Raw genomic sequence first — 16,363 nt, 5'->3', positions numbered from 1 at the left:
CAAACTGAACAAAAACTAAACATGCCCGGAAAGGAGGCGTTTACTGATCTGAAAGGATACAAAAAAAGCCGGCCATGCAGCCCGCCGTATTGTTAGGCCGACGGCGGATCACCCATTCAGCTCAAGCCTGCCGCGGATGACGGTGCTCAACCGCTTGTCTCTTGGTGCTTCTCGTATTATTCAACCAAGTGCCTATTCTCGTAAACCGTAACCTCGCAGACCGGTTCGAATCCCGCCCGCTTGTAGATCCCGATCCCGTCGGGCGAAGCCTGCAGGACACACAGCCGGGGCTTCCCTTTCCGCGCTTCCCCGATCAGGAACCGGAACATGGCGGAACCGAAGCCTTTTCCCCGGAAGTCCGATAGAGTTGCGATATCATAGATGCCGACGCTGTCATCCGTGAACATAAGCGTACCGGTACTGACCGGCCGCCCCCGGTACGAGCCGATATACAGCTTCATAGGAGAAGGCTCCCACAGCGGCAGACCGGATATTTTCCGGTAAAAAGCCCTCACGTTAGCCCCCTCCTCCGACTCTCCGAACAACGCAGCCAGCACGTCTCCGAATTGCTCCGCTTCGGCAGGGGAGGCAATTTCTTTAATCCGAAAATCCGCCGGGCATTCAGTTCCGGGATGAAGGGCATCCAAGTCCGCGTACATGGCGATGTTCGTTTCCGCTTCTTTCAGACCCGCCCGCCTTAACGTCTCGAACGTGACGCTGTCCTTGTCTTCCCAAGACCATAGCGCCATCGGGTATTTTTTGCCCGTAAAATAATGAACCGCCTCTTCGAGGATATCTGCGTTCTCCGCAGAGAGGCGGGGTTGAAGCAAAACCGCCACGTTAAACGTATCCGAAGGGAGGCCGCAATCCGCCCTTATGTATTCGAGTGTTTGTTTAAGAGTATAGCCTTCTGCCCGGCCGGCCAGATGGGAGATTTTCGCGATAAAGTTATCCCGGATCATGCGGGCCGCTTGGCCCTGCGCTGTGTTCATGACGATGTCCTCCTTGCTTCCGGCTGCGGCCGCAGCCGGTTCGCTTAAGCCTGACGTTTATTAATGACACTTATTTAATGAAAGAAAGCGAACTTTCCTCCCACTCTTTCCTTACTATTTATTCTTCCATTCTAGCACATCTATCCCATTAGACTCTCTTCGCCTCCTATCTCGATTTCCCCCAAAAATACCGGGGGACCGGCTTTTCGAAGGGCATCCGATTTTACGAAAGAAACAAGAGTGTCGCGCTGCCGGTCCTCTACCGTACCTGCAACTTCCCGTACCGGGCCGGCCCCCGGCCTTTCTTCCTGCACGCTCATCGAAATTTTAGGCAATTAACCAAAGTTAATTCTCAAGTCCTATAGTTTTTGCTACACTGGGACCCTGCTAGTTATTTGCGGCCGTCTGAGAAATATTTCTTTCGGCGGCTGCAACCGTATTTCTCAAAGGAGTGATGACATCTTCATGTCTAACAGGCTGCGCAAAATATGGGGGACGACTGTCCTGATAGGAGGAATACTGGCCGGAGGGTGTCAAACAGCGAATGCGGCGGTCATGATGGAAGCTCTTCCCGCTTCGGCCGATTTGCCCGCAGACCTGGCGGGAGTTTCGGCAAGCGGTGTGCTGAACGGCAGCAGCATCTTTGTAACCGGCGGTCAATATAACCGGAACAATTCGTTCGCCCAAAACTCGTACACCTTCTCGCCCTCGACCCAAACCTGGTCCACTTATGCTCCCGCGCTGAACTTGGCCTACCACACCCAGTCGGAGATGAAGGACGGAAGAGTCATCGTCACGGGCGGCAACGCCTTTCTCAGCGGCACCGGGTACGTGTACAACAATTTGACGCGGATTTACAACCCGTATACAAACGCCTGGACCCAAGCGTCCAATCTGCCCAAAAATATGCTCGGCAACTCGCAAAGCACCCTGCCGGACGGCAGAATCGTCAGTGTCGGGGGAGCGGATTCCATCTTCTCGCCGGGAAGCAGTACGCTTTACAACAATACCTACATCTACGATCCCGCCACCAACACTTGGACGGAAAAAGCACCTCTTCCGATAGGCATTTACGGAGCTGCGCAAAGCACGCTGCAGGACGGCCGCGTACTAGTGACGGGAGGCTTGAGCGGTTACGTTTACTCTTTTTCCTCGTATATTTACGACCCGGCCGCAGACACCTGGACTAAAGCGGCAAATTTGCCTTATCAATATAACGACCTTTTCTTCCGGCATCCCCAGGTGACGCTGCCTAACGGCAAAGTGCTCGTCATGGGCAATTACAATTTTTATGTGTATGATCCGGTCAGCAATACATGGACCCAAGACACTCCTTCCCTTAAAAGATTGCAAAACGCCAAACTGTCGCAGACCGGCAGCAGCATGTACGTCATGGGCGGGTACGACGAGAACTACGGCCTCAACACGACCGTATACAAGCTATCGTTTGATTTTACGGCGCCTACGGCTCCCGTTATCATAACGTCCTCGTCTGACTGGTCTCCAGCGGATGTCACCGCGACCCTGACGGCCGGAACGGACGCGGATTCGGGCGTCAAGCAGACGGAATACAGCTTGTCCGGTGCGACTGTGCTCGGCTGGACACCTTATGCTAACGGCGATGTGATTACCGTTTCGAATTCGGGTGAAACCACGATTAGCGCCAGAACAATCGACAAAGCGGGCAACGCAAGCAGCGTGACGACCGCAGTGGTGAGGGTAGATAAGACAGCCCCGACTGCTCCCGTTATAAAAGGAGCGAGCTCCGCGTGGACCAACCAGAACGCGTCGGTCACGCTTACGCCCGGTACGGACAAAGGCGGTTCGGGCATACAGCGGACGGAGTACAGCCTCTCCGGCGGCACCGTACAGGACTGGACTCCTTATACGGGGGCTGTTGCAATCCACAGCGAGGGAATTACGACCGTACACGCGCGGTCGGTTGACAATGTAGGCCATGTGAGTGCCGAAAGTACGGCCGACGTGTCCATCGACAAAGCTCCGCCGACCACTCCTTCCGTCAAGCCTGCCGTAACCGGCTGGAGCAAGGACAACGTGGACGTTACCGTCACGCCCGGCACTGACGCCCGATCCGGCGTGCGGCGGACCGAGTACAGCCTGTCCGGTGCAAGCACGCTCGTCTGGACGACTTACACGGGCCCCGTCGCGGTAAGCGCCGAGGGTCAGACGACTGTCCGCGCGCGCAGCGTGGATGAGGCCGGTAATATAAGTCCGGTTGCGCAATCTGTTATTCAAATCGATAAAACGCCTCCTGCCGTTCCGGCGGTCATCCCCGGGACAATAGGCTGGACAGCGGCGGCAAGCGTGCCGGTCACGGTTAATCCCGGAACCGATACAGGCGGCTCGGGAGTCAACATAACGGAGTACAGCCTGTCCGGCGCCGTGACCAAAGGCTGGACGGCTTATACGGGTCCCGTCACCGTTACGGCTCCGGGACAGACCACCGTCAGCGCAAGAACGACGGATGGGGCCGGGAACGTCAGCGCAGCGGGGACAGCCACCGTCTCCATCGACCGGACTCCTCCCGCCGCTCCGGGAATCACGCCGTCGGCGGCGGGCTGGACCTCCGCGTCCGGTGTTTCCGTAGCGATTGCGCACGGCGCGGATACCGGCGGATCGGGCGTTAACCGGACGGAGTACAGCTTATCCGGCGCGGAGACGCTCGGCTGGACCGCTTATACCGGGCCGCTGACCGTTAAGGCCGAAGGACAGACCACCGTCACGGCCAGAACGGTCGATAAAGCGGGCAACGTCGGTCCGCAGTCCTCGTCCGTCGTCAAGATCGACCGCACTCCGCCGGCTGCTCCGGTGATTACGTCGCCTTCGGATTCGGCGCTGTTGAAAACCGTTCCCGCCATCACGGGAACGGCCGAACCTTCTTCCTCCGTCGTCCTTACCGTCGACGGGAAAGCATATCCTGCCGTGCAAGCGGATAACGCGGGCAAGTTTTCCTATACCCCGCCCGTTCAGCTTGCGGACGGGTCACATACCGTAACGGCGGCCGCAGCCGATGCCGCAGGCAACACGAGCCCTGCCGGCGGCGCCGTACGCTTCATCCTGGATACGACGGCTCCCTCCGTTCCCGTGATCTCGGTTCCGGCGGATGGGGCGCTGACTAAAGACGCCAAACCGGTCATTTCCGGTACGGCGGAAGCCCAGTCCTTCGTCCATATTTATATCGACGGATCGCTTAAAACCAACGTCCGGGCGGCCGACGCAGGGATCTGGAGCTATGCCGGAGCCGATTCGTTAAAAGACGGTACGCATACCGTCCGTGTATATGCATCCGATGAGGCCGGCAACAACAGCGCCTCGACGAAGACGATAACATGGACGGTCGATGCGACGCCGCCACCGGCCCCTGTCGTGCTTGCCCCCGCGGGCGGATCAAGCACGAACCGAAACCAGCCGGTGATCAGCGGTACAAGCGAACCCGGCACCCTTGTCCGGATTGAGCTGGACGGCACCGCATCAGTGGGATCGGCGACGGCCGACGGAGCCGGAAAATGGTCCTTCACCCCGGCACCGCTTGCCGACGGGTCCCATTCCCTCCGGACATGGGCCGAGGACAAAGCAGGCAACGCCGGGCCGGACTCCGGACCTCTGCGGTTCACCGTGGATACGCAGGCGCCTGCGGCTCCCGTTATCCTGAAGCCGCTTGCGGATGCGCTCTTAAACACAAAGACGCCGAAGGTCGAAGGCCGTGCGGAAGCGGGCGCGTTCATCAGCGTCGTGCTGGATGGCGGCAGCGTTCAAACCGTTACCGCCGGTCCGGACGGCAGCTGGGTGTACATTCCCGCTTCCCCACTTGCGGACGGACCGCACACCGTGAAAGCGGCGGCGGCCGACGCTGCTGGCAACAGAAGCGCGTATTCGGCCGAAACGGCCTTCCGCATCGACGCCACGGCACCAGCCGCTCCGGTCATCACGGAGCCGGCTTCGGGAACCGTCACGAATGTGAGCCGGCCTCTCATTCGAGGAACAGCCGAGGCAAGCGTGACCGTGAACGTATATGTAGACGGCGCCCCTGCGGGAATCACGACAGCCGGTTCAGGGGGCAGTTGGAGCTTCACCCCTGCATCCTCTTTATCCACAGGGACGCATCGGCTCACCGCTCTTGCGGTTGATGCCGCAGGCAATGCAAGTCCTTTATCGCTCGAAACGGCATTTACGGTTGTTTCGTCCAATGCCGCGCTGCATTCGCTGAGCCTCAGCGGAGCCGCCTTGAACGAAACGGTAACCGGCTCCACTTACCGGTACACGGCTCAAGTGCCCTATTCGGTAACGGTTACCTCCATACAGGCGGCAGCGGAAGATGCGCAGGCGTCCGTACGCGTGCTGCAAAACGGGCAGCCGGTGACCAACCCGGTTGCCCTGGAAGTGGGCGACCAGACGTTCACCGTCGAGATCACCGCGCAGGACGGGATGACGGTAACCCCTTATACCGTAACCGTAACAAGGGCGGCTTCCAGCGAAGTCACCCTTAGTGAATTAACGGTTACGCCGGGTGAGCTCACTCCCCGTTTTGACGGCGCAACGACCGTTTATTCGACCACGGTTACCAACGATGTGTATACCGTTACCGTCGGAGCCAAAGCTTCCAGCTCCGTGGCAACCTTGGCGATCAACGGCACTGTTTTCAGCGGAAATGCCGGCAGTCTGCCCCTTCAGCTGAAAGTCGGCTCCAATCCGGTCACCGTCACGGTAACCGCTCAGGATGGCGTCACGATGCAGAGCTATCAGTTGGAAGTAAGCCGGGCTCCGAGCAGCAACGTCTCGCTTAGCAGGCTGACGCTTTCCGAAGGCAGTCTCGATCCCGTCTTTGAAAGCGGGATGGTCCATTACCGGGCGGTTGTCGGCCAAGAAACGTCAAGCCTGACCGTGACGGCTTCCGTCTACGATCCCAACGCGACAATTGTCGTCAACGGCCAGCCGGTTCTCAGCGGACAGCCTTCCGCAGCCATCAGTATCAAGCCGGGCGTGAATCCGATCACGGTTGTCGTGACGGCTCAGGACGGCATCTCCACCCAGTCGTATGTGGTGGACGTGACCCGCAGGCTAAGCACGAATGCCGGTCTGACCGGTCTTGATTTATCGGCTGGCCGGTTGTACCCGGCTTTCGACACGGACACTGTCCGTTACGAAATGACCGTTGATTACGGAACCGACCGGACGACCGTTACCGCTTCCGTTTACGATCCCGATGCGTCTGTGACAGTCAACGGTGTTCCTGCCGTTAACGGGAAACCTTCGGCACCGCTCGCTCTTCGTGTCGGAGCCAACCCGGTTCAGGTAACGGTCACGGCGCCGGACAGGCAGACGGTACGGACGTATGACGTCCTGATCACCCGTCAGTCCCGGCAAGATTCCGGTGGCGGCGATACTACGGGCACTTCACCCGGAGGAACTCCTCCGACGGAAGAGCCTAAGCCGCCGGTTGACCCTGGCAAGCCGCACCAGCCGGGAGAACCCGGCGGCACCGGCAATCCGGGCGAGCCGGGGGTTCCCGGTAAGCCGGATGTTCCGGGAGGACCGGGCTGTCCGTCCCCGGCCTCTTCCCCGCACGCCGTGTCCTTCACGGATATGAAGGGCCACTGGGCGGAGAAAGAAGTTGCGCAGGCGGCGGACTGCGGCATCGTCAGCGGCTTCGAGAACGGAACGTTCCGGCCTCAGGAACAGGTCACACGCGCCCAGTTCACCGTGATGCTGACGCAAGCTTACGCAGAGGCTCTGCGGCAGCTGGAGAAACCGGCTTCCGCTTCCGGTTTTGCGGACAGCGCCAGCATCCCGGCCTGGGCCGCCGAAGCCGTCGCGCTCGCGCAGCGCGCAGGCATCGCCTCCGGCTACGAGGACGGCACGTTCCGGCCCGATGCCCCGGTCACTCGCGCCGAGATGCTCACCTTGGCGGCCAAAGCAGCCAAGCTGCAGCCGGTCCCGGCCGGTGCGCTGCACGAGCTGTACGCCGACGCGGGCGAAATCCCCGGCTGGGCCGCAGGCTATGTCGCCGCCGCCCAGCAGAAAGGGCTCGTGCAGGGACGCAGCCCCGGCGTCTTCGCTCCGCAGGGCTACACGACCCGGGCGGAAGCGGTCGCGCTGCTTCTGCGCCTGATTGAGTCGAAGTAAGCGGCGTCGCTCTTACGGCGACCGTCATGACGCTTTGCGGGACTGCGGGCAGCAGCCACGCCTGTCGGAGGCAGCAAGAACGCGGCCGGCTGTGCACCAGGGCACGGGCGTGAAGGTCGCCACCCGTCACGACGACGTGGAGTACGACGGACCGCCGTGCAGTGCCTCGACGCGCGTCTTAGAACTCTCTCCCGTTAAAAAACGCAGGCTGAGGAACGCGGAGCCGCAGAAGCATGCTCCGCTTCCGGCTTGCATCTTCTAAGCGAAGCTTTGTCCTTTCCCTCCTGTTCAAAAGCAAAGGCTGCCGAATAAACCCGGCAGCCTTTTTTATATACATAGTTCCTAAGACCTAATAAATATCCCTTACAACCTCAATCTTCCCCCTGCCTCTGCCGATAAATAAGGAATATACCTAACATTCCTTGGGAGAGATCTTTCATGAAGAAAAACGCAGCTCTGAGCACCCTTATCATTATGAGCCTGCTCATTGCCATCGGCGTGCTGGGGTACCTGCTTTATCAGAAATCTCATAGCCTGAAAACCGTCGTGAAACCGGCGGCCTCCAATCCGCCCGTAGAGACCCAAACCGCAGCTTCGGCCGGCGGCAAACAGGAAGAACAAGCCAGCCTTGTACTTGCGTTCGAGCAAGCCTTGTATGCGGTGGAAAAAAGCGCCAGCGGAGCCAAAAAAGAAGCCGATCGGGAAATCGGCAACATGCATCAGAATGTCATGCCGGATTCCACGGTCATTTTGAATGCTTACAATCAATTTTCGAAAGTCGCGGAAAAAGTAAGAAAAGTTCCCGTTCCCGCAGGACTCGATCCTGCCATGACCGCCGAACTTGAAAACTCCAAAGAGAAATACGCCCAGGCGTACGATCACAAAGCCCAAGGCATGTACTGGCTAATGGATTACATCAACACGACCAAGGCCGGGTCCGCTGTCACCTACGGGGATCATATTAAGAAGGCCGACGCTCTGTTGTTTGACTCCGTGGGCAAAATTATCGCCCTTCAGCAGCAGCTTGGCGTCGATTTTTCCAAAAAAGAGACGCTCATCCAGGAGAACCAAACGGCTGTGCAGGCGCAAGACTCAGGATCGGAATCGGCCCCTTCCGCCGGATCTTCGGCAGCCGCAGACAAGGCGGGCTCGTCATCCGTAGGCAAGGGAAGCTCCGCAGCTTCCACGAACAAAACCGGTTCCGCGACATCGGCAGCGGAATCTGCATCTCCGCAGGGCTCGGCCGTTTCGCCACAGACAGTCACGCCTAAACCTTCGGCAGCTCCGGGTTCCGCAGCCCCCGCCGGACAGGCCCAAGAGCCTCTTTCCCTGACCGGCATGAAAAAAGGCTATTTCGGCGGCATCGAATTCGGGCTCGGCACGGACTTTAAAGCCGTCGAGACCAAATGGGGTAAGGTAAAGCAGGACCAGCACAGAGAAGGCGGTGCAGGTTACCTTTACAAGCCTTGCCAGTGCTCCTTTTTTGTCGGCGCGCAAAATAAAATTTCCGCCATCGAGCTCAACACGTCCATGACCCTGCAAAAAGTCATCGACCGACTCGGCAAACCCGCTCAGGAAGGCTGGGACGAGATGGAGGGCTCATATATGCTCGTTTACCAGTTTAGCGGGAACAAGGAACTGTACGTCGAGACCCAGGTCACGAGCGACAACCCGGACGCCCCCCCGCCTACGCGTAGCGCGAAAACCGCAAGAGTCACCCTAATTCAGAAATAAGCGAATCCGCATAAAAAGAAGAACTCCGGAGTTTCAGCTTGTCTGCGACTCTGGAGCTCTTCTTTTTCGTTGTGCAAGCCTGTTGGTGGAGAAATAGCACAATAAAACAGGCGACCGCCACCGACTTTCATTTTTCTTGATTGAGCCGAAGTTTGCATTCTAAATTTTTTTCGTACGTGTTGAACATCACGAATTAAGCCATTTTACTATTTTATTCTCGTCACTAAATGTCCATTTTTAGCCTAAAAAAGTATTTCAATTCAATCCATGCACCCGTAAGGGGTGCGACGCCGCAGACACACTAAGGTGTCGGGTAAAAGGAATTTCAATCCACGCACCCGTAAGGGGTGCGACACTGTAAATTACACGGTCATATCCGCGTTCCCATATTTCAATCCACGCACCCGTAAGGGGTGCGACCTTGCGAAGGTTTTCGCCAACATCGGTGACCCGAATACATTTCAATCCACGCACCCGTAAGGGGTGCGACGTACGCAGTGCTGAGAAAGGTTGGTAAGTCTTTGGAGATTTCAATCCACGCACCCGTAAAGGGTGCGACGTAACACCGTGAAGGCTGAAAAGCTACTCGAAAAATTAATTTCAATCCACGCACCCGTAAAGGGTGCGACTCCGTTTTTTAACCAATAAATGGTCCGAAACGGCTTACTACCAAAAATAATATAGAGTTTAACTCTTCTATCCTGAATACAAATTACCGTATTATGTTCAAAACTACTTTTTTCTGGATAAAATTCGGTGCGAATCCCCCAGGAAAATCATGTTCGCTTCCCATTCGCACTAGAGAAAAAGCAGAACTTCGAGATCAAGCGATGCCTTGATACTGTCGGATCAATACATTCAATTATCTTTATTATTAACATAGCAAATTGCGCAGCGTCAACAATGCATTTAAAACGAAATTCTGAACACGCTGACTGTGATTAAATCAGCAGAGCCATTCTGACTGACATGGCTTCATTTTCGAAAGCGAGATATTACTTCTTGGCGAAGAACAGCATTGCCTCGGCTGGTCCCGACCACTCTTGCTTGAACCTGCCGATCATGCTAAGGAATTGCGCTCCGCCAATCCGGCACCCTGTTTTACTTGCCTGTACTTGTTTTTGTCACTTTCTCTACTTTCCAAGCATCCTCATTTTTTACTAGCTCAATCGTGTACGAAATACCGGCGCCCATCCTTTTGGTCGAATTCACGGTAGTTTTATTGGAAGATGCTTTACTAAGTAGAACGCCGAGTGCCAAATCTGTTCTCCCATAAATAAAATCATCACGAATTTGCTGAACAGATGCGTTGTACTTTTGGGCCACACGTTCGAACAATTTTTTCCTATCTGTTTCGTTTATAGGCTCCAGCGTTTCTTTGCTGTAACTAATTCCGGTAAATTGGTTGTTATAATCAACGTCCTGCTCGATTGTTGCAACAGTCGATAGAAATAATATTTCGCCGACATCAACAGAGTCTTTATTGGTAGAACAACCTAGTAAATTTAGACTTAATACCAAAAAAAACACGAACATCAGAAGTATTCTTTTCATCATTATCCCTCTTTTATGGTAGTGGATGATAAAAGTATTACGCCCGGCCGTAACCGTTTGTTGCGTGAACATTGATCGCTTTTTCTATAAAATTTTTCTATAAAACGGAGATTAAGATGCGGTGTTGTCTTTCAATCATGATCAGAGACTTGCCGTAAAAAGAGACCCCCCGTACGATATCGTGTAGACTATAGGTGGAGTTTGAATGTTGGATACACCGACGAAGGAGTTGTTACCTAGCAAGATGACGAAAAGCAAAATTTTGACCACCATGACCTTTAATTTGCGCGTAAATGTGCCCTCTGACGGCAGCAACGCATGGCCACACCGCAAACATCTCGCAGCTGATGCCATCCTCGGATCGGGAGCCCATCTGATCGGAATGCAGGAAGGCACAGCCGGTATGCTGGAAGATTTGGATGTGCGGCTGCCCGGATACAGCAGAATCGGGAACGGACGCCTCGGAGAAGATGAGGCCAAACTGCACCAGGACGAATACTGCGCGATTTATTACAACCGTGAGGCATTGACGATGATTAAACACGGCCAGTTCTGGTTATCGGAGACCCCTGACGTGAGGGGGAGCCTCGGCTGGGACAGCAGCTATCCGCGTATCTGCACGTGGGGCTGCTTCGAAAACAAAGAAGTGCCGGGCATGCGGTTCTTCTCGTTCAACACGCATTTCGATCATCTGGGGCAGCAGGCTCGTGAAGAAAGCGCCAAGCTGCTGCTGGCGCGCATCCGGGCATGCCGCGAAGAGGAGAACTGTCCGGTGCTGCTTATGGGCGATCTCAACGCGGAACCGGACAATTCCGCCATCCGACTGCTGCGCGAACAACTGCAGGATGCCTATACGCTTTTGGACGGGCAGGTCGGACAGACCTTCCACGATTTTCAGGGCGGTACTGATGGCGAGCCTATCGATTATATTTTTGCCACGGCGGATGTTGAAATGCTCCGGACCACCGTGGACCGTGAACAGCGCGACGGAGCTTATCCTTCCGACCACTATCCGGTTACGCTCGCTTGGCGGTATAAAGGATAAGGCGTTGCGGCGGGTTCCGGAAAAGTACTACGGACATAATTGTTAAAAAAGCAGCCAATCCGGCAATCGGACAGGCTGCTTTTCTAACGGTTAATCGTGGGTCATTTAGCTTCTTGCAATTATGCCTTTGTTGAGCGCCTTCGCTGCATATCCGGACAGCCGCCTCGGCCAGGCGGACTGTCTACCGCACCGTGTTGCTGCATAAGTTCAGCAACACGGCTACAAGTTCAGCAGCTTCGCCAAGCGAACCAGCAGCACGGCCGCTTCGGCCCGTGTCGCCTTCTCGTTCGGCGCGAAGCGGTTCCCGCTCCGGCCGTCGATCAGGCCGCGTTCGGCCTCCCCCTGCACGTAAGGCCGGGCCCACTCGGGGATATCGGCCTCATCTGCGAAAGCCACGGCTTTCCCGGCTCCAGCCGCAGGGCCATTCGCGACTTTGGCCAGCATCACGGCCAGCTCCGCACGCGTGACGGACGCTCCAGGACGGAACGTTCCGTCCTCGTAGCCGCTCACGATGCCTTTGGCGGCCGCATCCGCTACCGCACGGGTGGCCCAGGCCGGGATGGCGCCTTCATCGGCGAAGGAGAGCGACGCGGTGTTGGTCGCGATTACCTTGGCTATTCCTGCCCCCGAATCGGCCACATCTGTAGACGTCTTATCCCCCGTCTCCGCGCCCTTCAACAGCCGCTCCAGCATAACAATCCATTCGGCCCGGTTAATTGTCGCGTCCGGATGAAACGTACCATCCTCGTAGCCGTCAACGAGACCGAGAGCATAAGCCCGGCCGATGTCCGCTTCCGCCCAATGCCCGGAAATATCGGCAAACCGGCTCCCTCCGCCCGTTCCGGGCTCGGCGCCAGGCTCAGGTTTTGTACCCGGACCCGGCGTTGTTCCCGTGCCATTACCCGACCCGGAATCCGGCTTCGTTCCGGGACTTGTTCCGCCCTCTGCCGCCTTGCGCGTAACCGTCAGCTTATACTCCCGGGTGGAGCCGTCTTCCGCCTGAACGGCAATTTTGAATACATTGACGCCCTCGTTCAGCGCAGAGGCATATTCCCCGTTAAACGCGCTAACGGTTCCGGTCCCGTTGGTCACCCCGGCTCTCGCTGCGGAATCCATCGTCTTGTACCGGATAACACCACGGTCCGCATCCGTCTCGACCGCATAATCGCTCACTCCCGGCTGAAAGCCCGGCGTCATCGCAGCTTCCTTTTCTCCCGCCATAAAACGCAGCTCCTGCAGCCTGCTCTCCGCCGAAAGCGACGGTGAAGATCCCGACGATCCGCCCGAAACAGGCACGGCGAGTGTCCGGACCGTTCCGGCGAGCTCCACGCTGGCATTCCCCGCCCCGTCCTTGGCCTTCACCGCAAACGAGTACAGCGTGTCGCTCGTTAAACCTGCCGCCCGGTAGCTGTACGTATCCGCGCTGACCGTCGTCAGAAATGCGCCGTCTTTGTAAACCTCATAGCCCATAACGGCTGTGTTGTCCGCCGCCTCCGGCCAGCTTACATCCACGCCGGAAGTGGTAACGCCCGAGAAGGCTAGTACCGCGCCCGCAGGCCAGACCGGTGCTTCCGTATCCGGCGACGATCCTTTCGCAAGCGTCACCGTCAGGGCCGCCACGGCACTTTTCGCCGATTCGTTCCCGGCCGCATCCGTTGCCGTGATCACGTAAGCGTAGCTTCCCGGCGCAAGGTCGCCGATATCGGCAGCCGAAACTGAGCCGTCTCCTGCGCTGCTGCCCAGCGCTGCCGGCATCCCCAGCTCGCCTGCGCCCACGATGCCGTCCTTATCGGTATCCATCCACGGGTACGCTTTTACAGCCGCTCCCGCTTCACCTACAGCCCCGGCAGATCCATACAAACGATCCGGTGTGCCTGCGTAGTTGTCCGTGCTGCCGAATTTGGAAACGTCCACCGTAGGCGGCGTCGTATCCGGCACAGCATCGTCTTCCCGGATCGTCACGACCGCTTCGTCCGGTGACCCGATTACGTAGCCGTTCGCCGGATCGCTCAGCTTGACCGTAAAGGTTTTGTCCCCTTCATAGACCTGGTTGTCCATAACGGTGACCGGATAATCCCGGCTCGTTTCACTGTCCTGAAGCACGACCACCTCGTCGACGGCTGCATAATCTTTTCCCGCCACCGCCGTTCCGTCCGTCGTCCTGATCCGGACTGCAGTCTGGCCTGTGCCGGAGCCTGTCCGTTTTATTGTCACGCTGACAGCTCCGCTGTTCTCTGCCGTTTCGAACGTATTCGAAGCAAGAGAGAAAGCCCCTTCCGCTCTACTGTTCATCACGTTTACCGACGTATTTGAAGGAGAACTGCTCGCCAGAACAATATCCGATCGGCCGTCCCCGTTAAACTCTCCCGTCTCCAGATAAAAAGCATAACGGGGATACGGATAACTTATCGGCGATTGAAACGTCCCGTCTCCGTTGCCCATCAGAATGGCAAAATCCTGGCCCTGCGTTTGGCCGAGAATATCTATGTGTCCGTCGCCGTCGAAATCCCCCAGCGCAACATCAAGTGGAAAATTTCCCGCAGGGTACAACACCGCTTGTCCGAATCCTCCTCCAGCCGTACCGAGCAGCACCGTAACCCCGTTATCTCCGTTGGCGGCAAAAACCATATCCTTTAGGCCGTCCCCGTTGAGATCCGCTGCTTTCATTTTGTTGGGGGACGAGCCCGCCGCATAATCAACCCGGCTGAATTGAGTGCCGGTGCCGTCATTTTTCAATATACTGACCGTGTCGCTTCCGGAATTCGAGACGGCAAGGTCCACTTTTCCATCGCCATCCATATCCCATGCCGCAAGACTTCTCGGGTAAGCGCCAACAGGAATGGAAGCCCCCAGCGCAAAATTCCCGCTCCCGCCGACGTTAAACAGAATCGAAACTGAGCCGGAACTATTATTGACCACTGCCAAATCCGGATAACCGTCTCCGTTCAAATCCGATACAGCAATCTCCAAAGGTTCTGCGCCTACACCCGTAACATTCCCCCATGGAAGGAACGTTCCGTCCCCGCTGCCTTTAAGAATACTTACCGTATTATCCTGCGAATTGGCAACCGCCAAATCTGCACGATGATCCCCGTCTAAATCCGCAATCGCAACCGCTCGAGGGTTCCTACCTACCGCAAAAGCTGCCGGCGCTCCAAACGTTCCGTCCCCCTTGCCGAGAAGCACGGCCACCTGATTGTTTTGAAAATTCAGCGACACCAGATCATCCAGCCCGTCCCCGTTCACATCTCCGGTCGTTACGTCGTAAGCCCAGCCGCCCACCTCATAAGCGGCCGCATTTTCAAAAATCGGATTCGCCCCTTTCGCTTTCACCGGCCCAACCGGCACTGCGACTAACGACGCGCCCAATACAAGGGCCAGCCATTTTTGCGCTTGACCTTTTTTTGCAGATCGAATCAACTCTCTCACGCTCCCTAGTAGACAACTAACTAACTAAGTATATCGGATTTTGGGCATAAAAAAATCACCCTTTCGGGTGAAGTTGGGTTAACGGAGCATAATGGGAAAGCAGCGCAGCTTCAACGAGTAAATCAATAAGTAAATAAGATAGGTCGACTTTAAAACAAGGATTCTCCTTTTATTTAGAGAATCAAATAATATATTCCATTTAAAGGCGTAATCTAAACCGAGCAAGGAAATCATTTATCGAAAGGAGACTACGGATGAACAAATATGTCGCATATATTGTGGTCAGTATTATCGTCATTCTCATCCCTGTAATCGGCTTACTTTACGGGTTATGGGACATGAACCGGCCCAAAATCGGCCCGATTGGAAACGGCGTCAAAGCCGGTCCCACCTTCCCTCAACTGATCGTAATGATTATGACATTTCTCACCGGCATTCTGAATCTGATCGTCGCGATAAAAACTTACATGGATCATAAGGCAAAAGTCAATTGAAAAACGCCCGGCTCAAGGCTTGACGTTTGCGTGGTTACATTATGAAGGAAGAAAAAGGAGGTCCCTTATGAAGTTTTCTATCGCTCTGCCGCTGAGTTTGCTGTTGTTCGGATTTTCATTGACCTATAGTCCTTTCATACTAGGAAAAACACCTTTTGTCAGGGCTTTGGCTAACGAGTTCCAGCCAATCGAGAAGAGCCTGCAGCTGTGGTCGAACACCAACCTAGTGTTAGCCGTTTGTTTTGCACTGGCCGGTTTATTTTATTACATTCAAAAAAGTAAATTCGCGATTACCCTGCAAAAATGTATACTCCTTCTGCTGATTACCGTCCATCTTGTTCCTTTTTTCTTCTGGTCCGGCGCAGCTCTTTACAGCTTGGATGCCCTTGTTATGTTTGCCGCACACCTGCTTTTTGTCGGGTTTATGCTTTATGCCATTTTTTCTTCGAGGGCGCTCGTCAGTCCGTCAGGGCGAAGCGTGTAGAGGTTTTTGTTGTAACTCTAAAACCGTCCATTTTTGAAAAAACCGACATGCCAGCCGCTTCAAAGTTAGCCTCTGCTCCCTAAGTGAATCACTAACTGACTAAGTATATTGGATTTCGAGCATAAACCTTCACCCTCGGGTGAAGGTTGTTGTTTTCAATCTATTCAAGAGCAATGAAGGTATTGAAAATACCGATAGCCCTAACCTTATTTTCTTCAGAAATGTAAGTGTTACAGTAGGAATATACAAGTAGCTTCGTGCATCTTGATGAATTATCCAGTATACTATCGCCAACTAAATTCACACCTATATTGACCATAACACTGTTGGCCTCTTCTTTAACTTTATCCTTAATCCAATCGAAACAATCTTGTTTAGACGGCACAGTAAGGGCCATAAGAATAAAAACCAAGATAACACCTGGAAAAAACCATTTCTTCATATAATTCCTCGTTTTCTTTTTAATAAAGCACTTGAAGTTCTCCCT

At 55.4% G+C, this 16,363-nt stretch carries 9 protein-coding genes and 1 CRISPR repeat array; of the genes, 5 read left to right on the top strand and 4 right to left on the bottom strand.

Going from position 1 to position 16,363, the window contains the following annotated elements:
• Nucleotides 1-176: 176 nt before the first annotated feature.
• The gene (locus AC58P5_RS22565; protein WP_497390567.1) at nt 177-992 is read right to left on the bottom strand and encodes a GNAT family N-acetyltransferase; all 816 of its coding nucleotides are present in this window, start codon (nt 990-992) and stop codon (nt 177-179) included.
• Between the two features lie 465 nt (nt 993-1,457).
• On the opposite strand from AC58P5_RS22565, the gene AC58P5_RS22560 reads away from it, so the two are divergent.
• Both AC58P5_RS22560 and AC58P5_RS22555 read left to right on the top strand, forming a co-directional pair.
• Nucleotides 1,458-7,136: an OmpL47-type beta-barrel domain-containing protein gene (locus AC58P5_RS22560; RefSeq protein ID WP_497390565.1), complete on the top strand. Its 5,679-nt coding sequence runs from the start codon at nt 1,458-1,460 to the stop codon at nt 7,134-7,136.
• A gap of 438 nt (nt 7,137-7,574) precedes the next feature.
• On the top strand, nt 7,575-8,870 hold the full coding sequence (locus AC58P5_RS22555; RefSeq protein WP_497390563.1) for a hypothetical protein: 1,296 nt from the start codon (nt 7,575-7,577) through the stop codon (nt 8,868-8,870).
• 257 nt (nt 8,871-9,127) lie between these two features.
• Nucleotides 9,128-9,499: direct repeats of the CRISPR family, unit length 32 nt; unit sequence ATTTCAATCCACGCACCCGTAAGGGGTGCGAC.
• Nucleotides 9,500-9,971: 472 nt separating this feature from the next.
• Here the strand turns inward: AC58P5_RS22555 and AC58P5_RS22550 are convergent.
• On the bottom strand, nt 9,972-10,427 hold the full coding sequence (locus tag AC58P5_RS22550; protein WP_497390561.1) for a hypothetical protein: 456 nt from the start codon (nt 10,425-10,427) through the stop codon (nt 9,972-9,974).
• A gap of 241 nt (nt 10,428-10,668) precedes the next feature.
• Here AC58P5_RS22550 and AC58P5_RS22545 point away from each other — a divergent pair, with 241 nt between their 5' ends.
• On the top strand, nt 10,669-11,469 hold the full coding sequence (locus AC58P5_RS22545; RefSeq protein WP_497390559.1) for an endonuclease/exonuclease/phosphatase family protein: 801 nt from the start codon (nt 10,669-10,671) through the stop codon (nt 11,467-11,469).
• Between the two features lie 219 nt (nt 11,470-11,688).
• On the opposite strand, the gene AC58P5_RS22540 is transcribed toward AC58P5_RS22545, so the two are convergent.
• Nucleotides 11,689-14,889 carry an FG-GAP-like repeat-containing protein gene (locus AC58P5_RS22540; protein ID WP_497390557.1) on the bottom strand — a complete coding sequence of 1,067 codons (3,201 nt, stop codon included), beginning with the start codon at nt 14,887-14,889 and terminating at the stop codon, nt 11,689-11,691.
• A gap of 263 nt (nt 14,890-15,152) precedes the next feature.
• On the opposite strand from AC58P5_RS22540, the gene AC58P5_RS22535 reads away from it, so the two are divergent.
• A complete protein-coding gene (locus tag AC58P5_RS22535; RefSeq protein ID WP_497390555.1) occupies nt 15,153-15,392 on the top strand; it encodes a hypothetical protein in 240 nt (79 codons plus the stop codon).
• Nucleotides 15,393-15,459: 67 nt separating this feature from the next.
• The gene (locus AC58P5_RS22530) at nt 15,460-15,876 is read left to right on the top strand and encodes a hypothetical protein (protein ID WP_497390553.1); all 417 of its coding nucleotides are present in this window, start codon (nt 15,460-15,462) and stop codon (nt 15,874-15,876) included.
• Nucleotides 15,877-16,036: 160 nt separating this feature from the next.
• Here the strand turns inward: AC58P5_RS22530 and AC58P5_RS22525 are convergent, their stop codons facing one another.
• Nucleotides 16,037-16,318 (bottom strand): hypothetical protein, encoded by a 282-nt coding sequence (locus AC58P5_RS22525; RefSeq protein WP_497390551.1) that lies wholly within the window; start codon nt 16,316-16,318, stop codon nt 16,037-16,039.
• Nucleotides 16,319-16,363: the final 45 nt, after the last annotated feature.

Source organism: Paenibacillus sp. JT31N7 (assembly GCF_059692095.1).
The sequence above is the reverse complement of the archived record's forward strand: the minus strand, read 5'-3'. Positions and strand labels throughout refer to the sequence as shown.

Excerpts from the sequence above, each read along its gene's own strand:
- AC58P5_RS22545 (WP_497390559.1), top strand. The coding sequence starts at position 10,669 with ATGACGAAAAGCAAAATTTTGACCACCATGACCTTTAATTTGCGCGTA.
- AC58P5_RS22525 (WP_497390551.1), bottom strand. The coding sequence starts at position 16,318 with ATGAAGAAATGGTTTTTTCCAGGTGTTATCTTGGTTTTTATTCTTATG.
- AC58P5_RS22535 (WP_497390555.1), top strand. The coding sequence starts at position 15,153 with ATGAACAAATATGTCGCATATATTGTGGTCAGTATTATCGTCATTCTC.
- AC58P5_RS22550 (WP_497390561.1), bottom strand. The coding sequence starts at position 10,427 with ATGATGAAAAGAATACTTCTGATGTTCGTGTTTTTTTTGGTATTAAGT.
- AC58P5_RS22560 (WP_497390565.1), top strand. The coding sequence starts at position 1,458 with ATGTCTAACAGGCTGCGCAAAATATGGGGGACGACTGTCCTGATAGGA.
- AC58P5_RS22530 (WP_497390553.1), top strand. The coding sequence starts at position 15,460 with ATGAAGTTTTCTATCGCTCTGCCGCTGAGTTTGCTGTTGTTCGGATTT.
- AC58P5_RS22555 (WP_497390563.1), top strand. The coding sequence starts at position 7,575 with ATGAAGAAAAACGCAGCTCTGAGCACCCTTATCATTATGAGCCTGCTC.
- AC58P5_RS22565 (WP_497390567.1), bottom strand. The coding sequence starts at position 992 with ATGAACACAGCGCAGGGCCAAGCGGCCCGCATGATCCGGGATAACTTT.